The 21,549-nt window shown below is 57.0% G+C and carries 22 protein-coding genes; 17 read left to right on the forward strand and 5 right to left on the reverse strand.

Translation table 11 applies throughout. From position 1 onward, the window contains the following. Positions 1-155: 155 nt before the first annotated feature. The 4 genes from ACYVIS_RS16190 to ACYVIS_RS16205 form a co-directional block, all read right to left on the reverse strand. Complete coding sequence (locus ACYVIS_RS16190; RefSeq protein ID WP_460874431.1) at positions 156-920, reverse strand: lipoyl protein ligase domain-containing protein; 765 nt, start codon at positions 918-920, stop codon at positions 156-158. Between the two features lie 30 nt (positions 921-950). After that, positions 951-1,418 carry a TM2 domain-containing protein gene (locus ACYVIS_RS16195; RefSeq protein ID WP_460874432.1) on the reverse strand — a complete coding sequence of 156 codons (468 nt, stop codon included), beginning with the start codon at positions 1,416-1,418 and terminating at the stop codon, positions 951-953. A 157-nt stretch (positions 1,419-1,575) separates the two neighbouring features. Further along, positions 1,576-2,730 carry a methyltransferase gene (locus tag ACYVIS_RS16200; protein ID WP_460874433.1) on the reverse strand — a complete coding sequence of 385 codons (1,155 nt, stop codon included), beginning with the start codon at positions 2,728-2,730 and terminating at the stop codon, positions 1,576-1,578. Between the two features lie 52 nt (positions 2,731-2,782). Next, positions 2,783-3,676, reverse strand: a complete 894-nt coding sequence (locus ACYVIS_RS16205; RefSeq protein WP_460874434.1) for a LysR substrate-binding domain-containing protein — start codon at positions 3,674-3,676, stop codon at positions 2,783-2,785. 257 nt (positions 3,677-3,933) lie between these two features. On the opposite strand from ACYVIS_RS16205, the gene ACYVIS_RS16210 reads away from it, so the two are divergent. The 5 genes from ACYVIS_RS16210 to ACYVIS_RS16230 all read left to right on the forward strand — a co-directional run bounded on the left by ACYVIS_RS16210 (position 3,934) and on the right by ACYVIS_RS16230 (position 8,479). Then, on the forward strand, positions 3,934-5,220 hold the full coding sequence (locus ACYVIS_RS16210; RefSeq protein ID WP_460874435.1) for a hypothetical protein: 1,287 nt from the start codon (positions 3,934-3,936) through the stop codon (positions 5,218-5,220). A 122-nt stretch (positions 5,221-5,342) separates the two neighbouring features. Continuing rightward, complete coding sequence (locus ACYVIS_RS16215) at positions 5,343-6,272, forward strand: glutamate/aspartate ABC transporter substrate-binding protein (protein WP_460874436.1); 930 nt, start codon at positions 5,343-5,345, stop codon at positions 6,270-6,272. 69 nt (positions 6,273-6,341) lie between these two features. Beyond that, positions 6,342-7,079: an amino acid ABC transporter permease gene (locus ACYVIS_RS16220; RefSeq protein WP_460874437.1), complete on the forward strand. Its 738-nt coding sequence runs from the start codon at positions 6,342-6,344 to the stop codon at positions 7,077-7,079. A 1-nt stretch (position 7,080) separates the two neighbouring features. After that, positions 7,081-7,761, forward strand: a complete 681-nt coding sequence (locus ACYVIS_RS16225) for an ABC transporter permease subunit (protein WP_232743683.1) — start codon at positions 7,081-7,083, stop codon at positions 7,759-7,761. Beyond that, entirely contained in the window at positions 7,754-8,479 is a 726-nt protein-coding gene (locus ACYVIS_RS16230; protein WP_460874438.1) for an amino acid ABC transporter ATP-binding protein, read from the forward strand. Before ACYVIS_RS16225 ends, ACYVIS_RS16230 begins: the two co-directional genes overlap by 8 nt. A 20-nt stretch (positions 8,480-8,499) precedes the next feature. Here the strand turns inward: ACYVIS_RS16230 and glpK are convergent, their stop codons facing one another. Continuing rightward, positions 8,500-9,990, reverse strand: a complete 1,491-nt coding sequence (gene glpK / locus ACYVIS_RS16235) for a glycerol kinase GlpK (protein WP_232743681.1) — start codon at positions 9,988-9,990, stop codon at positions 8,500-8,502. Between the two features lie 188 nt (positions 9,991-10,178). On the opposite strand from glpK, the gene ACYVIS_RS16240 reads away from it, so the two are divergent. The 12 genes from ACYVIS_RS16240 (at position 10,179) to cheZ (ending at position 21,437) form a co-directional block, all read left to right on the forward strand. After that, positions 10,179-11,771, forward strand: a complete 1,593-nt coding sequence (locus tag ACYVIS_RS16240) for a glycerol-3-phosphate dehydrogenase/oxidase (RefSeq protein ID WP_460874439.1) — start codon at positions 10,179-10,181, stop codon at positions 11,769-11,771. Between the two features lie 637 nt (positions 11,772-12,408). After that, positions 12,409-12,732: a flagellar transcriptional regulator FlhD gene (gene flhD / locus ACYVIS_RS16245; RefSeq protein WP_232743679.1), complete on the forward strand. Its 324-nt coding sequence runs from the start codon at positions 12,409-12,411 to the stop codon at positions 12,730-12,732. Between the two features lie 27 nt (positions 12,733-12,759). Beyond that, positions 12,760-13,308 (forward strand): flagellar transcriptional regulator FlhC, encoded by a 549-nt coding sequence (gene flhC / locus ACYVIS_RS16250; RefSeq protein WP_232743678.1) that lies wholly within the window; start codon positions 12,760-12,762, stop codon positions 13,306-13,308. Between the two features lie 122 nt (positions 13,309-13,430). Further along, positions 13,431-14,306, forward strand: a complete 876-nt coding sequence (gene motA / locus ACYVIS_RS16255; protein ID WP_460874440.1) for a flagellar motor stator protein MotA — start codon at positions 13,431-13,433, stop codon at positions 14,304-14,306. 12 nt (positions 14,307-14,318) lie between these two features. Continuing rightward, positions 14,319-15,374: a flagellar motor protein MotB gene (gene motB / locus ACYVIS_RS16260; protein WP_232743676.1), complete on the forward strand. Its 1,056-nt coding sequence runs from the start codon at positions 14,319-14,321 to the stop codon at positions 15,372-15,374. A gap of 77 nt (positions 15,375-15,451) precedes the next feature. After that, entirely contained in the window at positions 15,452-17,509 is a 2,058-nt protein-coding gene (cheA, locus tag ACYVIS_RS16265) for a chemotaxis protein CheA (protein ID WP_460874441.1), read from the forward strand. 27 nt (positions 17,510-17,536) lie between these two features. Continuing rightward, complete coding sequence (locus ACYVIS_RS16270; RefSeq protein WP_232744572.1) at positions 17,537-18,037, forward strand: chemotaxis protein CheW; 501 nt, start codon at positions 17,537-17,539, stop codon at positions 18,035-18,037. A gap of 57 nt (positions 18,038-18,094) precedes the next feature. After that, a complete protein-coding gene (locus tag ACYVIS_RS16275; RefSeq protein WP_460874442.1) occupies positions 18,095-18,400 on the forward strand; it encodes a Tar ligand binding domain-containing protein in 306 nt (101 codons plus the stop codon). Positions 18,401-18,403: 3 nt separating this feature from the next. Continuing rightward, positions 18,404-19,264: a CheR family methyltransferase gene (locus ACYVIS_RS16280; protein WP_460874443.1), complete on the forward strand. Its 861-nt coding sequence runs from the start codon at positions 18,404-18,406 to the stop codon at positions 19,262-19,264. Between the two features lie 37 nt (positions 19,265-19,301). Next, complete coding sequence (locus tag ACYVIS_RS16285) at positions 19,302-20,351, forward strand: protein-glutamate methylesterase/protein-glutamine glutaminase (protein WP_232743673.1); 1,050 nt, start codon at positions 19,302-19,304, stop codon at positions 20,349-20,351. Positions 20,352-20,398: 47 nt separating this feature from the next. Next, on the forward strand, positions 20,399-20,788 hold the full coding sequence (cheY, locus tag ACYVIS_RS16290) for a chemotaxis response regulator CheY (protein ID WP_232743672.1): 390 nt from the start codon (positions 20,399-20,401) through the stop codon (positions 20,786-20,788). A 16-nt stretch (positions 20,789-20,804) separates the two neighbouring features. Continuing rightward, complete coding sequence (gene cheZ / locus ACYVIS_RS16295) at positions 20,805-21,437, forward strand: protein phosphatase CheZ (RefSeq protein WP_460874444.1); 633 nt, start codon at positions 20,805-20,807, stop codon at positions 21,435-21,437. Positions 21,438-21,549: the final 112 nt, after the last annotated feature.

A 21,549-nucleotide genomic window follows, 5' to 3' on the forward strand; every position in this document is an offset into this window, starting at 1 on the left:
CAGGACCGGACGATGCGAGCTCCACCCCGCCTGGGCCGCCACCCCCGCGTCTCAAGAACGCGAACAGTCGCCCTAAGGGCAGCCCCAAGCCCAAGCCCCACCCCCATGAGCAGCCACAACAGCCACCCCCAAGCATGGCTTGCATAGAATGCCGATTACACGTCGAGATGCGCCGGTACGCAATTGGTGGGCGCACTGGTCTTTTTTATTTGCCCGATCAGGGACTCTTTCAGCCCCCGCATGAAGGCTGCGGCCGGTAAAGTGCGCGACGCAGGCAGGCAGTCATGCAGCGAAGCGATCCGGGTCGCGTCGTAGCGCTTGCCGCTGCCCAGTTGCCGCTCCAGCAAATTGGCGCGTTCGGTGAGCGACGCCGCGTCGATCGCCGCCAGAAGAAGGGCATGCACGAGCACGATTTGCCGCTTTGTTTGATCTTGCCCGACGCGCCGCCAGAGCTGTGCCGTTCCCGCCACCTTGCGAGCTGAGTTTTCCGGGCCCCACGCCAGGTTGTAGCGGCCGTCGCAGAAAGACCCGTCCACAGCCTGAATCCGGGTTTCAACATCCCAGTCTTCCTTCAGTGCATTGCGAATCATGGAGCAGATCAACAGATACGCGGCATCGGAATGCCGCAGCGGCGGCCCGTCGAACGTATAGGCCATGCTCAGATTGACGATGCCGGTGCCTTGCGGGACCACGCCGCCTCCCGACAGCCTGACGGCAATCGGCCATCCTTGAGCGGCGAATTCTTCGCTGACCCTGGCAAAAGAGTCATGGCGTTGATAGGTACGTGGAACCACCAGACCCTGCTGCGCCTCCCAGACGCTGGCGATCGGGCCATCGCAGGCCGCCAGATCCACGAGCGACTCGTCGAATCGGGCGCCTTGGCGCGGGTCGGAAGGGAAGGTCAGAAGCTTGAATGGCATGTTGGACGGCGGCGCATATCGTGGATGCAGTCATGCCCGGCCGGGATGGAATTCTTCGTCGCTCATGAACAGATAGCGTATGGCATCGATCAGGCTGATGACGACGACCAGGGGCGTGAACAAATAGAAAATAAGCAGATACACAATTCCCCATCCGACCTGGCCCAGGTAAAAGCGGTGGCCTCCAAGCCAGCCCAGGAAAATGGCCAGGATGATGGCGATTTTACGAGGGCTCGCCGAACGGTTGAGCTCGGCGCCCTTGTTGCGAATCAGCCATAAACTGATGGGTACCGTCAGCACCAGCGCAATCACCACCTTGGTGGCATGAGCCTGCACGTAGTTGCGCGCCGCATAATAAATGTCGGAAAAATTGTGGATCACCAGCCCCGTCAAGTACGAGATCCAGGCAAAGACTTCGTGCGCGATCGTCTCCCCAAAGGTAAGGGCGATCAGGATAATGATGAAAACAACGCAGGCCAGGATGATTTTTTGCAGCATGAGGGTGCTATGCCTTGTGTGCCATGGTAAAGAGTTCAAGTTTAATGGCTATTGCGGCCCATATTGTTAAGAACTGGTAAGAACTGTATGGGGGCGTACGCGGCGCACACCGACCGCCGGCGTGCCGCGATCGCGAGTGGTTCGGGCCGGGCGAACACTACGGAACCTTCCTGGCCAGCCGCCACAGCGACGTGACTTCAGCCTTGCGCGCCTTATGCAGGGCGTCGTTCGCATTCAGTGCCTTCGGGTGCAGGGGCCGGGCGTCGTGCCTGGCCAGCACCTTCAGGCCGGCGTGTTCCATGGCGTTCAAGAGGAATTCGCGACTGCGCAAACCCAGGTGTTCGGCCAGGTCGGACAAAATCAGCCAGCCTTCGCCGTCATTGCGCAGATGCGAGGCCAGGCCGTTCAGGAACCCCAGCAGCATGCGGCTATCGGGATCGTAGATGGCATGTTCCAGAGGGAGCGTGGGGCGCGCCGGCAGCCAGGGTGGGTTGCAGACGATAAGCGGGCTTTGCCCGGCGGGAAACAGGTCGGTGTCCTGGAGCTCGATGCGTGGTTCCAGCCCCATGCGCTGGAAATTCTCGCGCGCACAGGCCAGGGCACGTGGGTCCTGGTCGGTTGCCACGATTTTCTTGACGCCGCGCCTAGCCAGAATGGCGGCCAGCACGCCGCTGCCCGTGCCGATGTCGAAAGCCAGGTCGGTGGCGGGCAGAGGTGCTTTGGCGACCAATTCGATATATTCGCCGCGGATCGGGGAGAAGACGCCGTAGTGAACATGAATATTATGGGGCAGGCCCTCGATCGCGATGCCCTTCTTGCGCCATTCGTAAGCGCCGATAATGCCTTGCAAGGCGCGCAGCGACAAGAGCAGAGGCTCGTGCTTGTTGCTCAGGGCGGCGAGGCAGGCCGCCGCGACATCCGGAGCGCGGCGCAAGTCGATTCGAAAGTTCGCGTCCAGCTCGATAAGCAGGCTGTTAAGGAGGCGGGCACGCTGGGATTGCGCCAGCCGGTGCAAATTGAAGGCGTCGGCGGGCGCGGGCAGCGTGTCTTCCTTGTGCTTTTTCCGTTTATCGACACGCCGCGCCAGCGCTTGCAAAAGTTGCCTGGCATTTTGAAAATCGCCGCGCCACAGCATGGCGGTTCCGCCATTGGCCAGGCGGAAGGCCGAATCCGCTGTGAGCGTATCGTCCACGATGCTGATGTGCTTGGGCGGCGCACTATGGTTTTCCATGCACCACAAGGCGCGTCGGGTTTGTTCGTTTTCTTCCCAAACGGCATAGGCGGGGACAGCAGGGTGGGCAGTGGTGGTCATGAAATAGGCAGTGTATGCGGAGCCTTCATTGTATCGGGATGAGGTCGCTGGCTCACAAGGGCTCGACGTGGTCCAGCAATATGTCGATGAAATGCCGGGTCAGCAAGGATGGCGCGGTATGTGTGGGAATGGCCATCTGTATGGGAATGTCGATGGCCGGTTCCAGTTTTTTGATCAATAGCTGGCCGGCGAAGGTACTGGCGACGTAAGGGTTGACGATGGCGATGCCATTGCCGGCCGCGACCAAGGCGCAGATGGTGATGGACGAAGTCGTCTCGATGACGAATTCGTCCGAGTCCTTGCCTTCGGTAAGCAGCGCCTTGATTTTCATGGTGATTTCTTCTGCGTCGCTCAAGGAAAGCACCCGATCGCCCCGTAATAGCGCCAGGTCCACGGTATCGGCGTTCTTGAGAGGGTGGTCCAGCGGCAGCACGCAGACGGCCCGGGAAGTTTTAATGACGGTGGGCTGGAAGTCCTTTTGATCCAGGGTGCCGGTCGTCAGGGCCACGTCGCACAGGTCCTGGTGCAGGTAGTCCGTCAGTTGCTGCGTGCTGAGCGTTTGTATATTGATATAGGTCTTGGGGAATTTTTGCAGAAACCGATTGACGACTTGGGGCAGCAGTCCGATTCCCAGGGTGGGGGTGCATCCGATCCTGAGCGCGCCGGTGCCGGACTTGCGCATGATGGATACGACCGATTCGATTTTTTCCAGGCCATCGAAATGCCTCTGTATTGTTTTATAGAGCAGCTTGCCTTCGCTGGTGGGGCGCAGCCGTCCATGATGCAGCTCGAAAAGCTTCAATTCGGTAGCGCTTTGCAGCTCGGCGATGCGGCGGCTGATCGAGGGCTGCGTGGTGTTGAGCATCAGGGCCGCGCGGGTGGTCGTGCCCATTTGGATGACGGCCTTGAAGGCTTCGATTTGCTGGAAATTTAAGGGTCTGGCCATGTTTTAGCGTGCAGGAAGAAGGGGGGGTGAGGGCCTGGGCGCATTTTTTGGCGCTCGGACCAGCCTCGTTTAATGTATATCAAATCTGAATAGATCATAAACAAAAAAGAATTTGATCGTATGGCTGTCTGGGAATACTCTTTCCCGCTGTCCTGTTTGTGCAAATAATTTGCTGTTCGGGGCCTGGCGTCCGGTGTCGTGTTCTGTGGCATAGGGAAGCGTACGGCCCATCGTGGCATCCTGGAATTCGATTTTTCATGACTCAACATATTCTGAAGGCATTGTCGCCTTGTCGCCGTGTCGGTGCGGGGAAGCTGCATCATTTTTTCGGTTACTACAACAAGAGCGCCTGGGACGCGGGTGATCGCTACCTGCTGGCCAATCGAGTGCCGGTGATGGATGCGGACCTGACTCCGGAGCTCGTGGCCGAAGTCGGTTTTTTCGATCTGCAGGATCACGATAATTATCACAGCCTGGGTAAAACCACAGCCTGGAATTGGCAAATGGGCTGCCAATTGCAATGGCTCGATGGCATGCCGGGACGGCAGTTCATTTACAACGTCCGCACGATGGATGCGGCTTCGTTCTACCCCGGCTTTGCTTCGTGCATTTATAACGTGGACACGAAAGAAGAACGGCTTTTGCCCCTGCCGGTTTATGTGGTCGCGCCCAATAGCCGCTATGCCCTGAGCGTCGATTACAGCCGCCTTTACATTACGCACGAAACCATAGGGTATAGCGAGAATGGGCCCGCGCGCACCTTCCCGCTGGCACCCGCTGGAGACGGAATTCATTATATGGACCTGGCCTCGGGAGAAACACGCCTGCTGGTGAGCTATGAGGATTTGCGCCAGTTCCATCCGCGCGCCTCCATGGACAAGGCAATCCATTGGGTCAGCCATATCGAGATCAACCCCGCGTCCTCGCGCATTCTATTCCTGCATCGCTGGACCGAGCGCGTCAAGGACGAGACATGCTTCCTGCATCGCCTGATCACGATGAATCCCGACGGCTCCGGCCTGCGCCTGCTGGAATGCTCGGACCATCCTCTGCCGCAACTGGCCGACGATTTCGATCCCGCGGCGGTGGGTACGTTCGATTACGAAAAATCCGAATACCAGATTTCGCATCCCTTATGGAAGGACGATACGCAGATAATCGTCTGGGGGCCGCATGACGGCGAGATCCACTATCATCTTTATACCGATAGCGATCAGGGCGAAGTCCGGGTCATAGGCCCGGATATCCTGACCGAAAATGGCCACATGACATTTTCGCCTGTGGACAAGCGATGGCTATTGAGCGATACCTATCCGGATTCCACAACGAATCAGCGCATCCTGTTTTTGTTCGATATCGAAAACAATGTGCGCCACGACCTGGGCAGCTTTTATACAGATCCCGATTTGCGTAAAGAGAATCGCTGCGACCTGCACCCTCGCTGGAGCCGCGATGGCAGCCTGGTGTGCATAGATTCGGTGCACGAGTCGCAGCGCCAGATGTACATCATCGATGTGTCGGAAATCGTAGGCGCTGGCGTCTGATGGTCGCGAGGCGATCCCGGGTACCGGGGACTCAGGTTTGATTCATTTCAGTTCGAGCAGGCAAGCAAGAGAGTTTTTCTTTATAAATACCGACTCTCCATTCATGCAAAGGAGCAGCAACAATGAAGCGTAAATACAATCTATTTTATAAAAGCATTTTATTGAGCCAGTGCGCCGCGGCGGTAGCCCTGGCTCTGGGCGCCGGTTCGGCATTGGCCGACGATGCCTTGTCGGGCACCTTGAAGAAGATCAAGGACGAAGGGGTGGTGGTCGTGGGCTATCGCGATGCGTCGATTCCATTTTCGTATTACGACGCAGATCAAAAGCCCATTGGCTATTCGATGGATTTCACCAACCTGATCGTCGCCGAGCTTAAAAAGAAATTGAATCTGCCGAATTTGAAAGTCAGGCAGATTCCCATTACTTCGCAAAACCGGATTTCGCTGCTGCAAAACGGGACTTTCGATTTCGAGTGCACCACCACCACTCATAACGAGTCGCGCGCAAAGCAAGTCGATTTCAGCAATAGCATCTTCGAGATCGGTACCCGCCTGCTGGCCAACAAGAATTCCAATATCAAGGACTTTGCCGATCTGAACGGCAAGACCCTGGTGGTCGGCGCCGGCACGACGTCCGAAAAAATCATCCGCAGCATGAATGTCGAGAAAAAACTGGGCATGAGTATCATAAGCGCCAAGGATCACAGCGAATCGTTCCTGATGCTGTCGACCGGCCGCGCCAAGGCCATGATGATGGATGACGCCCTGTTGGCCGGGGAGCGCGCCAAAACCAAGAATCCGTCCGACTATATTATTACCGGCACGCCGCAGTCGTACGAGGTTTACGGGTGCATGGTACGCAAGAACGATGAAGGCTTGAAGTCGCTCATGAACGAAGTGATCGCCAAGGCCGAGACCTCGGGCGAAGGCGAGAAGATTTATAACAAGTGGTTTATGAACCCGATTCCTCCCAAGGGCTTGAATCTGGACTTTCCGCTGTCGGACGCCATGAAGAAGCTATTTGCGCATCCCAACGACAAGCCTGTGTCGTGATGGATGTTTGGACGCTAGCGGCCGGGGCGACGTTTTCGGCCGCTGCTGTTTGTACGAGATGAGGACCTGATGGATTACAAGTGGAACTGGGCGGTTTTGCTGCAGCCGGTCGCAACCGGGGAACCCTCGACCTATTTGGGTTGGCTGTTCACGGGGTTTCTGAATACGGCTCTTTTGACGGCACTGGCCTGGATACTGGCGCTGGCGGTCGGCTCGGTGTTCGGAGTCTTGCGTACGCTGCCCAATAAGCCTTTGCGCGCCTTGGGGACGGTCTATGTGTCCATATTCAGGAACATTCCCCTGATTGTCCAGTTTTTCATTTGGTACTTCGTGGTGCCTGAACTCTTGCCCCGGGGTTTGGGCGACTGGCTCAAAAACCTGCCGCCGTATACGCAGTTTTTTGTGGTGTCGGTATTTTCCCTGGGCATCTACACCGGTTCGCGCATCTGCGAACAGGTGCGCGCCGGCATCAATTCCTTGCCGCGAGGGCAGCGCTACGCCGGGCTTGCCATGGGCTTTACGCTACTGCAAACCTATCGCTATATTTTGCTGCCTGTTACGTTTCGCACCATTATTCCGCCGCTGACCTCCGAGTTCTTGATTATTTCCAAAAACTCCGCCGTGGCATCCACCATCGGCTTGCTGGAACTGTCGGGCCAGGCGCGTCAGCTGGTCGACTACACCGCCCAGCCCTACGAGTCGTTTATCTGTGTGACCCTGGGCTATGTGCTGCTGAATTTCCTGATTATCCGCTTGATGGGCTGGGTGCGTAATCGCACCAAAGTGCCGGGCCTGTTGGGGAATTGATATGTTTGAAATGGATTGGAGTTCCATCGTTCAATCTCGTGCCCTGCTGTTCACCGGCATGTGGATTACGCTGAAAATCACGGCCGTGGCGATATGCTGCGGCCTAGTCTGGGGCACCGTATTGGCGATGTTCAGCATTGCCAGAAACAGATTGCTCAATGTCTTTGCCCAATCGTATGTGTCGCTGTTCAGGTCGATTCCGCTGGTGATGCTATTGCTGTGGTTTTTTCTGATTGTGCCGCAATTCCTGAAGGCGATTTTCGATCTTTCACCCAGTGTGGATATTCGGCTGGTCTCGGCCATGGTGGCTTTTTCCTTGCTGGAGGCGGCCTTTTTTTGCGAAATCATGCGCGCCGGGATTCAAAGTCTGCCCAAGGGGCAGTTCCATGCGGCGCGAGCGCTGGGCATGAATCCCTTGCAATCGATGCGATTCATTATCCTGCCGCAAGCTTTCAAGGCCATGCTGCCTATTGTCCTGACGCAGTGCATTGTGATTTTCCAGGATACTTCGCTGGTGTACGTGATTGCGCTGGGCGATTTTTTCCGGCGTGCCACCAGCATCGGCGAACGTGACGGCACCATTGTGCAGATGCTGCTATTTGCCGGCGTGGTGTATTGGATTATTTGTTCATTGTTGACTCTGGTGGTTAAGTTGATTCAGTTGAGGGCTGCGCATGATTGAGCTGAAAAGTGTTTCTAAATGGTATGGGAAATTCCAGGCGCTCAAAGATTGCAGCGTCCGCGTCGATCAAGGCGAGGTTGTCGTGTTTTGCGGGCCATCGGGCTCGGGAAAGTCGACCTTGATCAAGCTGATCAATGGGCTGGAAGATTTCCAGGCCGGCGATATCCTTTACAGGAACCAGTCGATTCACGGCGGCGATATCAAATTGACCCGGCTCAGAACCCGGATCGGCATGGTGTTTCAGCACTTCGAGCTGTTTCCGCATCTGTCGGTGCTCGAAAACCTGACCATTGCGCAAATCCGGGTGCTTGGCCGCTCGGAAGGCGAGGCGGTAAAGAAGGCCAGTGCCTTGCTGGATCGGGTCGGTCTGGCGGCGCACATCGATAAGCATCCCGGCCAGTTGTCGGGAGGGCAGCAGCAGCGCGTGGCTATTGCGCGGGCCTTGTGCATGGATCCCGAAGTCATGCTGTTCGATGAGCCTACCTCGGCGCTGGATCCGGAAATGATCAATGAGGTGCTGGCGGTCATGATCGAGCTGGCTCAAGAAGGCATGACCATGCTGTGCGTGACGCATGAAATGGGCTTTGCCAAGAAGGTGGCCGATAAAATCGTCTTTATGGATGCGGGCGCCATTGTCGAGGAAACACCGAAAGACACGTTTTTCATCGAGCCCCAGACGGACCGCGCCAAGGATTTCCTGCAGAAAATCATTCATTGAAGAAGCATTAATGGCATTGTCTAACTGCACGCCTGTCGTACCGCGTGTTCCCAGCCGTCCATCAGCGCCTTTGCATGTGCGGCGTCGTGTTGCGGGGTAAATGTGCGCTCGACCTGCCATAGCTCCGAAAGCTCTTGCTTGCTGCGATATACGCCGCTGGTCAGCCCCGCCAGGTAGGCGGCCCCCAGCGCGGTGGTTTCGATGACGGTGGGGCGCACTACCGGAATGCCCAGCAGATCGGCCTGGAACTGCATCAGCAAATCGTTCACGCAAGCGCCGCCGTCGACACGGACTTCGGCCAGCGGCGCCGCACCCGCCGCCACGGCATCGCGGCTCATGGCCTGCAGCAAGGCCGTGCTTTGATAGGCTATGCTTTCGAGTGCGGCGCGCGCGATATGCGCCATGGTCGAGCCCCGGGTCAGTCCGGTAATGGTGCCACGTGCATTGGGTTGCCAGTAGGGGGCGCCCAGCCCGGTAAAGGCCGGCACCAGCACTACTCCTCCCGAATCGGGAACGCTGTGTGCCAGCGCTTCGATTTCGCTGCTGCGTGTGAATGCATGCAGGCCATCGCGCAGCCATTGGACGACCGCCCCGCCTATGAATACGCTGCCCTCTATGGCAAATTCAGGCTGCGGTGCCGTTTGCGCGGCGCTGGTGGTAATCAAGCCGTTCTCGGACGTCTGAAATTTTTCCCCGGTATGCATCAGCGCGAAGCAACCTGTGCCGTAAGTATTCTTGGCCATGCCTTCGCGAAAGCACGCCTGGCCAAATAACGCACTTTGCTGGTCGCCCGCGACGCCGCAGATGGGGATGGCGTGGCCAAGGAGATCGGCATGCGCTACGCCATATTCGGCGCTTGACGGCAGGACCTTGGGCATCAACTCCGGTTCGATAGTCAGCGCGCGCAGCAGTTCGTCATCCCACTCGTTGCGATGCACATTGAATAACATGGTGCGAGAGGCATTGCTGACGTCGCTGGCGTGCACGGCGCCGCGGGTCAGTTGCCAGATAAGCCAGCTGTCGATAGTGCCGAAAGCCAGCTCGCCCTTGCGTGCCAAGGCGCGCGCTGAAGGGACGTGATCGAGGATCCACTTGAGCTTGGTCCCCGAGAAATACGCGTCGATGCGCAAGCCGGTTTTCTCGAGTATGACCGGCTCCAGGCCTTTTTCGCGCAGTTCGGCGCAGGCTGGCTCGGCGCGGCGGTCCTGCCAGACGATGGCATTGTAGAGAGGTTGCCCAGTCTTGCGGTTCCACACCACGGTGGTTTCCCGCTGATTCGTAATTCCGATCGCCCGGATATCGTTGCCCTTAAGCCCAGCCTTGGTCAAGGCTTCCTGGGCAGTGCTTAATTGGGTTTGCCAGATTTCCAGGGGGTTGTGTTCGACCCAGCCGGGTTCAGGGTAAATTTGTGTGATTTCCTTTTGTGCCAGCGCGACGATTTTTCCGTTTGCATCGAAAACGATGCTGCGCGAACTGGAGGTTCCCTGATCGAAAGCAAGTAGATAGGTCATGGCATTTTCTGTGGGAAAGAGGACTCAAAGCGTTTTTAGCATACTCGCTCGCTGTCTTATCCCATTTTCCGGCCGATTGCGGCCTTGAAATCGAAAGAACGACACCAAGCGGCCAAACAGACAAAGCACGCAGCCTGTGCGGAAATGGAATTACACTAAAACCTGTCTGGTTTAATGGCGACTTGCATATGTCGATTCCTCCTACTCCTTTATCTACCGATCGGCCTCGATTGCTGGCTGCGCTGGCACAGCCCAGGATCTACGACATGGCGATTATCGGTGGCGGAGCGACCGGCTTGGGCGTGGCGCTTGACGCGGTCTTGCGTGGCCTGTCGGTAGTGTTGCTGGAGTCGCACGATTTTGCCAAGGGGACATCGTCCAGGGCTACCAAACTGGTGCATGGCGGGGTGCGATACCTGGCGCAAGGCAATGTTGCCCTGGTGCGCGAGGCCTTGCACGAGCGTTCCACTCTTCTGCACAACGCGCCGCATCTGGCGCGGCCGCTGCCCTTTGTGATGCCCAGTTACCGTTGCTGGGAAATCCCGTTTTACGGCATCGGACTAAAGATATACGACGCGCTGGCCGGCAAGGCCGGCCTGGGCTCCACCGAGTTCCTGAATGCCAGGAAAACCGAACAGTGCCTGCCCGGAGTCAGGACGCAAGGGCTGTGCGGCGGAGTCAAGTACTGGGATGGACAGTTCGACGATGCGCGCCTGGCCTTGGCCCTGGCCCGAACCGCTGCGTCGCAAGGAGCCTTGGTGCTCAATTATTGTGCGGTGACGGATCTGATCCACGAGCAGGGCCGCGTAGCGGGCCTGCGTTGCCAGGATTCGGAATTCGGTACCGAATATACGGTTCGCGCCAAATGCGTCATCAATGCGGCCGGTGTATGGGTCGATGAATTTCGCCAAAAAGACGGCGCTGCCCTGCATCGACCCACCAAACCCATGGTGGCGCCTAGCCAGGGAGTGCATCTGGTGGTGGATCGCGATTTCCTGCCTGGCGACCATGCGTTGCTGGTGCCCAAGACCCGCGACGGCCGCGTGCTGTTTGCGGTACCTTGGCTGGGCAAGCTCATTTTGGGCACGACCGATACGCCGCGCCACGACCTGGCGCGCGAGCCTGATGCCTATGCCGGAGAAGTCGAATTTATTTTGAGGGAGTCGGCCCATTACTTGCAGCGGGCTCCTACGCGCGCCGATGTTAAAAGTATCTGGGTGGGTTTGCGCCCCTTGGTCCGTCCGCCCGACGACGAAGGGGACAACACCAAGAAAATCAGCCGCGAGCATACGGTGCTGGCCAGCCCCAGCGGCCTGATCACCGTTACCGGGGGGAAATGGACGACCTACAGGGCCATGGCCGAAGACGTGCTCGCCAAATGTGTCGATGCCTCTGTGTTCAATAGCTTGCCGCCGAGCCGAACGGGCGATTTCAGGCTGGTGGGGGCGGACACGGATGCGCCTCGTGCAACGCTTACCCAGGCACCAGGTCTCGACGCCTACGGTTCGGAGAGCGGCTATGTACAAAGTCTCGAGGGCCACGATATGGAAGTTGCCCCGGGCCTGACCGAAGCCATGGTGCGTTTTGCGGTGCGCTACGAGTACGCGCGCAGCGTCGAGGACGTGCTTGCCCGTCGTTTCCGCTTGCTGTTCCTGGATGCGCGGCTGGCGGCCAAGGTCGCTCCGCAGGTGGCCGAGATCGTACAACAAGAGACAGGCCTCGATCCCCACTTGAGTATGTTTTTGCAACTGACCGAGCATTACCTGAGCCTGCCATCCTGAGCGCTTTGGGGAAGGCTTGCTGCGTTGCCATGTCCTTGAACAGGGCTGAAAAACATCGGCCGGGAGTCGCGCTGGCCAGGCCGGGAAGGAATCGATGACATTGTCAGGCGTGGCCTTGCCTCGATTGTTCGCGCTTAAACCCCTCTGTCTTGCCGGCCCTGTGCGGGTACATTTTCGTCTACACAAAATAGCGTGTAATGTCGCCGGCTTACGCCTGCGGTAGCTGGCAATTGTCGATCATCCCTTCTTTGGAATGCTGTTTCCCACACTGAAAACAGGGTGAAATTGCGGCTGGAAATTTGACATTATATGCAGATGCATGTTTGTGGTTTTTTTGTTACGTATGTTGCACTGTTTCAACATACGTTGGGTATTAAATGTAAAAAGCCACCAAACTTTTCACTTATATAGTATCTTTCGTCAATAAATGGTATGAAATGCTGGTTTAAAATTCCATATTTTTCATTAAATTGAAACTTGAAATACCGATAATTAAAATTATTGGCAATATTAAGATAAATAGATACAAATCTAAGACTTTGTTATACTTCCGCCTAGGAACACAGGCTTTATTGGCTTGATTTGGTAACTTTTTGTTTGAAATTTCGTGCCTTACCCTACAGAATGGAGGACGCTTGTGTCTGGAACTGATAATTCATCGTTAAGCGATATTCGGGAAGTCAATTTGTCATACCTGATGCTGGCTCAGCGTTTGTTGCGTGACAATTATGCGGCTGGCATGTTTCGTCTCGGCTTTAACGAAGACGTTGCCGAGACCCTGATGCGCCTGTCTCCGTCTCAATTGGTAAAGCTGGCGGGCTCCAGTTCCCTGATTTGCCGTTTCCGCCTGGACGACCATGGTTTGTTGTCCGCCTTGACCCAGGATGTGTTGGGTGGGGTGTTGCAGCAGGCGCATTCAACCATCCTGCTTTCGCAGCGTCCCGTAGAACAAGCCATTTAGCGCTCAACTTGTTGTAGGACATCCATAATGTCAACAAAAAGCGTCGCCAAAGAGGCCGAAGAAATACTTTTGGCGACCGATATGATTCGGTTGGGCGCAAGGTTGCAGGTGCTGCAATCGGAAACGTCTTTAAGCTATGATCGCCTGGCCAGGCTGTATCGTGAAATAAAGGGCTGTTCGCCACCCAAGGGAATGCTGCCGTTTTCCGTCGACTGGTTCATGACATGGCTGCCCAATATCCACTCCAGCACGTTCTATGGGGCATACAAGTTCCTGGATACGTTCACCCCCGCCAAAAAGGCGCGTGCTCTCATCGAAGCCTACCGTCTTTATCTTGAACAGGCTTTCACAAGCCGTGGCTCGGTCGAAGAGCCCGTGCTCAGCTTTACCCGGGCGTGGATGCTGGTCAGGTTTTTCGAAAGCGGCATGTTGCAACAGTCCCGCTGTGTGCGCTGTACAGGCGAATTTGTGGCGCACGCCCACGACCCTCAAAATGATTTTGTCTGCGCCATTTGCCGTCCGCCGCCGCGGGCCGGAAAAACCCGCCCAAGGCAATCCACTGCCTGCGATTCCTGAGCGCCAGGGGCAGGGGGATTTTTCAGAGTCCTGATTTAGGATGAAAAAACCCCTCTGACAGCCGCTTTTGGACTACTCAAAAAGAGTGATCATAGCCACACTGTTTTAGCAAGGGTGTTCTTGTGTTCATTATTTTCGGGTTTCTTCTCGTCCTGGTGTCGGTGTTTGGCAGCTATACGGCGCTGGGCGGGCATTTAGGCGCTTTGTATCAGCCCTTCGAGTTCATCCTGATCGCCGGTGCGGCGCTGGGCGCGTACATTTCGTCGAACAGTGGCAAATCCGTCGCTCTGCTGTGGCAGGCCATTCCGGGCGTACTCAGGGCAACGCCCTACAGCAAATCGGTGTACATGGAGTTGATGGCCTTGCTGTACGTCATTCTGAACAAGGCCCGGCGCGATGGCCTGATGTCGATCGAAGGCGACATCGAAGATCCGAAAAGCAGCGCTATTTTTGCCGAATACCCGAGCATTCTGCGCGACGCCAAGCTGATTGAGTTCATTACCGATTATTTACGGCTCATGATCAGCGGCAATATGAGCGCGTTCGAAATCGAAACGCTCATGGACCAGGAAATCGAAGCCTACCACCATGAGCGCGATATTCCCGCCCACGCCTTGCGTGCCGTTGCCGATGCTTTGCCGGCATTTGGAATTGTGGCGGCCGTGCTGGGGGTCATCAAGGCGCTGGCCTCGGTCGACCAGCCGCCCGCGATACTGGCGGATCTGATCTCCAAGGCCATGGTCGGTACATTCCTGGGGGTTTTGCTGGCTTATGGCTTTGTCGCTCCGCTGGCGTCGACGATCGAGAGGCGCACCGTCGGCTCGGTCAAGATCCTGGAGTGCATCAAGGTTACTTTGCTGGCGAGCATGAATGGCTACCCGCCGCAATTGGCGGTCGAATTTGGGCGCAAGGTTTTATATTCGGGCGTTCGCCCGTCGTTCATAGAGCTTGAAAACCACGTGCGGCAGACCCGATCGCAGTCCAATAAGAATGCCTGACGGGTTCGGGTCATGAAACAGTCGAACTCCGATCGCGTGGTTATTCGGCGCAAGCGTGCCGTGGTTGCGGCCAACCACGGCGGCAGCTGGAAAATTGCCTATGCCGATTTTGTCACGGCAATGATGTCGTTTTTTCTGGTCATGTGGCTGATTTCGCTCGTGCCTTCCAAGGATCTCAAAACCATCGCCGAATATTTCCGCATGCCGCTCATGACAGCCGTGACGGGCGGGCCCAAGGTGGATAGGGGTTCGAACGTGATTCCAGGCGGCTCGCCCAGTGTCATACCCAACAAGAACCCCTTGCCCCCAAGGGATATTCGCGATGAATCATTGCCGCCCGGTCTGGGCGGCGGCGACGATGCGGAAGGAGACCGCCGGGACACGCGTCGTCTGGAGGATCTGAAAGGCAAGCTCGACGCTCTGATCAGATCGGATCCTGTTCTGAAGGAATTTCAGCCGCAGTTATTGCTGGACATGACACCGGATGGGTTGCGCATTCAGATCATCGACAAACAGAATCGGCCGATGTTTACGACAGGGAGCGCTCAGGTCCAGTCATATATGAGTGCGATCCTGCGCGAACTGGGGCCTGTCTTCAATGAACTGCCCAATTCCATCAGTATTGCCGGCCATACCGATGCTCAACAGTACGCGGCCGGCGATCGCGAATACAGCAACTGGGAGCTTTCGGCCGACCGGGCCAACGCGGCGCGCCAGGAACTGGTTGCCGGCGGCATGGAAGCACTGAAAATCAAGCGCATCCTGGGCCTGGCTTCGTCGGTCAGCTTGATTAAAGATAATCCCAATGCTGCCGTTAACCGCCGTATCAGTATTGTTGTATTGAATCGCCGCGCCGAGCGCCGCATCGATGAACAGAATGCAGCGGGTGCCTCCGCGGCGAAGTTGCGGGAGGCGCTGGAGTCCACTTTGCTGCCCGACCCGCCATTGCCCGCAAGCGCCGCAGGTGCAGCCTCCTCGGACGGCAAGGCGGCGCCCGTTCGGGCTGCGCGCGAATCGGAACGTAAAGCCGGGACATCGATGTCCGGAGGCCGGCAGGCAACACACTGACGAGTGCGGCGGCGCTGGGGCATATGCAGTACGTGGGGCGGCCGTTGCTTGACGGCACGCTGTTAAAGGGAGCGATCATGAGTGGTGCCGGTGTTGATCTGAGTCAGTTTTTCGAAACATTTTTCGACGAAGCTGACGAGCTGCTGAGCGAAATGGAGCAATTGCTGCTGGGATTGGACGTAGCCAATCCGGACATGGATCAGCTCAATGGAATTTTTCGGGCAGCGCATTCCATAAAAGGCGGAGCAGGCACTTTTGGCTGTTTTGGCTATCTGGCCGAGACCACGCATTTACTTGAGAATTTGCTGGATTTTTTGCGCCGGGATGAGCTTTCCCTGCGCAAAGACATGATAGACCTCTTTCTGGATACCAAAGACGTGCTGACCGATCAGATCGCCGCATATCGCAATGAGCAAGATCCCGATATCCAGGCTTATGAACGCATATGTGCGCAATTGCGGGAATTGGCTCTGGAGCAATCTTCCGCGGTTGCCGAGCCTGTCGCCCGGGTTTCGGCGCCGGTCGCGGCGGCCGCGTCCGCGCAGGCTGCGCCGACCGATATTCTGCATGTCCGTGTCGATTTGCGGGAGCTCAGTGCCAAGGACGCCGATGCGCTGGTCGCCGAAATGGCCATCCTGGGCGAGGTGCTGCAGCAGGACCGAGGCAATGGCGTCTTGTCTTTGACGCTGCAGACCAGCTGTTCGGCCAGCGATATCGAAGCGGTGTGCTGTTTTATTGTGAATGCCGATCAGGTGCGGGTGTCCGGCGCCAGCGCCTCGGACGCGGCCGGTATTGCCGTCCAGGCGGCCTCCACGGACTCAGGGCCGGGCGCTGGACTCGGGCTTGCGGCCGTTTCGGCACCGGCTGCCCAGGCTACGCTCGAAGCGGCGGCGGAGCCGGCTCATGCGGCATCCGGGTCGGAGGCGCTGCAGAATAAAGGCGGCAAAGAGAAAAGCGGCAAAGAGTCCGGCACGATTCGAGTCGGAGTCGAAAAGGTGGATCAGATCATCAATCTGGTGGGCGAACTGGTCATCACCCAGGCCATGCTGGTGCAAACGGCATCCACGCTTGATCCGGTCGTGCACGATCGCTTGCTGAACGGCATTGAACAGCTGGAACGCAATGCCCGCGATCTCCAGGAGGCGGTCATGTCCATACGCATGATGCCTATGGACTATGTATTCAGCCGCTTTCCCAGGTTGGTGCGCGAGAGCGCGTCGAAGCTGGGCAAGCAGATCAACCTGCAAACTTACGGCCAGGCTACCGAGCTGGACAAAAGCCTGATCGAACGCATTATCGATCCGCTCACTCATCTGGTGCGCAATAGCCTGGATCACGGCATCGAGTCGCCCGAGAAGCGCATCGCAAACGGCAAGAGCCCGGAAGGCCGGCTCCGCTTGTCCGCGCAACACAATGGCGGGCAAATCGTGATCGAGGTTTCCGACGACGGCGGCGGTCTGGATCGGGGGCGGATACTCAGGAAAGCCGCGCAGCAAGGCATATCCATCAACGAGAACGCGCCCGACGACGAAGTCTGGCAGCTTATTTTCGCGCCCGGATTCTCCACCGCCGAGCAGGTGACCGATATTTCGGGACGTGGCGTAGGCATGGATGTGGTGCGGCGCAATATCCAGGGGATGGGCGGGCATATCCAGTTGTCGTCGCGTGCCAATCAAGGTACGACGACCCGCATTGTGTTGCCGCTGACCCTGGCGATTCTCGATGGCATGTCGGTGCGGGTGGGTGACGAAACCTTTATCTTGCCGCTCAGCCATGTGACCGAATCCATGCAGCCCACGATGGATCAAATACATAATATTTCGGAAGACGAGCATGTGCTGCATGTGCGCGGCGAATATTTGCCTTTGGTGGCCTTGCACGATGTGTTTTCGGTAAAGAATGCCCAAACCGAAATTTCGCGCTCGATCGCCGTTATCTTGCAGGCCGAGGAAGTGCGCTTTGCGCTTTTGGTGGATCACCTGATTGGCCAGCACCAGGTTGTGGTCAAAAATCTTGAATCCAATTATCGGAAAATACCGGGCGTATCGGCGGCTACCATTTTGGGCGACGGCAGTGTCGCCCTCATTGTCGATGTGTTTGCGCTAATGCGCATGACACGTGAGCGGGCAGTGTAAGGGATCGAGGAATTATCGGAGAACATGATGATTAATAAATTTGAGTTCAATTCGGGCCAGCTCGACAATACCGGCAAGGAGTTTTTGGTCTTCACGCTCGCGGCGCAGGAGTATGGCATCGACATCCTGAAGGTTCAGGAAATTCGCGGCTACGACAGCCAAAGCGTGACTCGTATTGCCAATGTCCCCGCATTCGTCAAAGGGGTAACCAATTTGCGCGGGATTATCGTGCCCATTGTCGATATGCGCATCAAGTTCAATCTTGAAAACGTCGAGTACAACCATCAAACGGTGGTAGTCATACTGAATCTGGGTTCGCGGGTGGTGGGCGTGGTGGTCGACGGGGTTTCCGACGTGCTTATGCTGCAGCAGTCGCAAATCAGCGCGGCTCCGCAATTCGGTACGGCATTCTCGACCGAGTACCTGACCGGCATTGGCACCTTGGGCGAGCGGATGCTGATACTGGTCGACATTGAAAGGCTGATGACGAGCGAGGAAATGGCCCTGGTAGAGCGTGCTGCGGCCTGAGGCCCGATCGCGGCTTCACGGAAATCGCGGAATCCATCTTATAAGACTGCAAAACGTATGCGCGCACTATCCTTGCTTTCCAATCTGAAAATCCGCACGAGTCTGATACTGGTGCTGGCTTTCTTTTTGTTTATGGTGTTTACAGGTGCGGTATTGGGCGTGTTCTCGATGCATGGCAATAACCGTGCCTTGACGCAGGTGACCCAGAATCAGCGCGCGGGGGCCTTGATCGGCGAGGCGGGGTCGGTGCTCAAGTTCAGTGGAGGGGAGGTGATCGAGGCGGGGTTCTCGGGGGCCTTGTCGCACGAGGGCCGGTCTCCAGCTCTCGTGCATTCCTTGCCCTCCCTCGCTGGCCAGGCCTGATTCGTGACATCGACCGCCCGCCAACCTCTTTTCCTGATGGAGTCTCTGGCTCAGGCGAGCCAGCACGACTTCGACCGGGCAGTACGCCTGTTGCGCGACCGAGCCGGTATAGTCCTGGGCGGCCACAAGCGCGAAATGGCTGCGCGCACGCTGGGGCTGCGGGCCAAGCGCCTGGGCAAGAAAACGATTGAGGGGTACCTGAACTATCTTGAACAGGACACTGGCTTGCCGGAATGGGAGCATTTTGTGAACGCGTTCACGATCAATCACACCGCGTTTTTCCGGGAAGCCCATCATTTCGAAATCTTGAATAAATGGGTTCGCGACCGCAAGCGTCCCGTGTCTGTCTGGTGCTGTGCGGCATCTACGGGCGAGGAGCCTTATTCGATAGCAATGACCTTGCGCGAAGCTCTGCCCGGGGCCGATTCGCAGATATCGGTATGGGCAACCGACATCGATACGCATGCCATCGAACGTGCCAGATTCGGAGTCTACTCTCTCGATCGTGTTCAGCCTGTGCCGGAAGGCATGTTGAAAAAATACTTTTATCGCGGCAAAGGTACGCAAGACGGCATGGTTCGCGTCAAGCCGGTAATACATAATCTGGTGCAGTTCGAGCCGTTCAATCTGGTCTCGCCCATTTGGCCATCGGACAAGAAGTTCGATGCCATTTTCTGTCGCAATGTGATGATTTATTTCGATAAGGAAACCCAGACCCAGGTCCTTGGGCAATTCTCGAAAATGCTCAAGCCCGAGGGCCTGCTGTTTGTTGGGCATTCGGAAAACTTTACCTATTTGAGCAAGGCATTTCGCTTGCAGGGGCAAACGGTGTATGTCGAGGCCCAGGGCGGCAGGCGTGCGTGAGGCATTTTTATATATATGAATGAAGGGCCATGAGGCGATGAAAAAAATCCGTGTTTTATGTGTGGATGATTCGGCGTTGGTGCGTGGCCTGATGACGGAAATCATTAATGGCCACCCCGACATGGAAGTCGTGGCGGTAGCTCCCGACCCGCTGATCGCGCGTGAGTTGATCAAGCAGCATAATCCCGACGTACTTACCCTGGATGTGGAAATGCCGCGCATGGACGGCCTGGATTTCCTGGAGCGCCTGATGCGGCTGCGGCCCATGCCGGTGGTCATGCTGTCGTCCCTGACCGAGCGCAATTCGGAGGTGACCCTGCGCGCCCTGGAGCTCGGTGCCGTTGATTTCGTAACCAAGCCCAAGCTGGGTTTGCGCGATGGTCTGGTCGAATACACCGATATCATCGCCGAGAAAATTCGCGCCGCGGCGCTTTCCCGCCCGCGCCAGCGATCGCAATCCGCGGCAGCGCCAAGGCGCCTGTCACAACTGTTCTCAACGACTGAAAAGCTGGTCCTGGTCGGTGCCTCGACTGGAGGCACCGAGGCGATACGCCAGGTTCTGGAGCCTCTGCCCGCCAATAGCCCGGCCATACTGATCACGCAGCATATGCCGGCCGGTTTTACCCGCTCGTTCGTGCAGCGTCTGGACAGCCTTTGCGCAGTAACCGTGCACGAGGCGGAACAGGGCCAGCGTGTCCTGCCGGGGCATGTCTATTTGGCTCCTGGCGGTGTGGCGCATATGAAGCTTGCCCGTTCCGGGGCCAATTACACGATCGACCTCGATCATGGCGAGCCGGTCAATCGGCACAGGCCGTCGGTCGATGTGCTGTTCAATTCGGCGGCTGCGGTGGCGGGCAAGAACGCGGTGGGAGTTCTTTTGACGGGCATGGGCAAAGACGGCGCGCAAGGCTTGCTGGCTATGCGGCAGGCGGGAGCGCTGACCTTTGCGCAGGATGAAGCGAGTTGTGTGGTATTTGGCATGCCGCGAGAAGCCCTGCATATTGGCGCTGCGATCGAAGCTGTCCCTTTGCAGGACATGAGCGAACGTATTCTAACTAGTTGTGGTGCATATGGCCATCGAGTCTGAGCGTGTTTGACGGCTCGCGGCTATTTATTATTTTTGGAGAGTAACAAGTGGTACAGAAAACCATGAAAATATTAGTGGTTGACGACTTCCCGACCATGCGTCGCATTATCAAGAACCTGCTCAAGGATTTGGGGTTTGAAAATGTCGATGAGGCGGAAGATGGGGCGATGGGCCTCGAGAAGCTGCGCAACGGCACGTTCGACTTTGTGGTTTCCGACTGGAATATGCCCAATATGGATGGATTGACCATGCTCAAGCATATCCGTGCCGATGCGGTCCTGTCCAAAATGCCGGTACTCATGGTAACGGCGGAAGCCAAAAAGGAAAACATTATCGCGGCAGCGCAGGCGGGAGCGAACGGCTACGTGGTGAAACCCTTCACGGCGGCAACCCTGGAAGAGAAGCTGAACAAGATATTCGAAAAAATCGGAGCCTGAAAAAGGGAGCATGAATATGTCTGAAAATCCCGTGAACGGCGCGGCCGAACCTATCGACTTGATTCATCGTATCGCGCAGCTCACACGCATGCTGCGTGAAAGCATGCGTGAACTGGGTCTGGATCAGGCCATCAAGGATGCCGCGCAGGCCATACCCGATGCCCGCGATCGCCTGCATTATGTCGCTCATATGACCGAACAGGCCGCCAACCGGGTGTTGAACGCCGCCGAGAAGATGCAGCCTTTGCAAGAACAGATGCAGCGCGAAGCACAGGCGCTCGATGTGCGCTGGCAATCATGGTTCGATCATCCGGTCGAGCTCGACCAGGCGCGCGAACTGGTCGACGACACGCGCTCATTGCTGCGCGGCATTCCCGATAAAACGCAGGCTTCGCAGAATAGCCTGATGGAAATCATCATGGCCCAGGACTTCCAGGACCTGACGGGCCAGGTCATCATGCGCATGCTTGGGGTGGTGGGCGCTATTGAAACCGAACTGGTGCAAGTGCTTATCGACAATGTTCCCCAGGAACGCCGCGACGAAGCTGCAACCCTGTTGAATGGGCCGCAGATCAGCCCGCAGGGCAAGGCTGATGTGGTAACCAGCCAGGATCAGGTGGACGATTTGCTGGCGAGCCTGGGCTTCTGACGGCGGCTTGGGCCCTGTTGGCTTCGGGGTATCCGTGGAACAACAGGTTTGGGCCTATGCGCCGAGGTAGAACGTTTTTTTTGTGAGAGACCGTGCACAGGGACAAGGAGAC

This window comes from Paralcaligenes ginsengisoli (assembly GCF_054781135.1).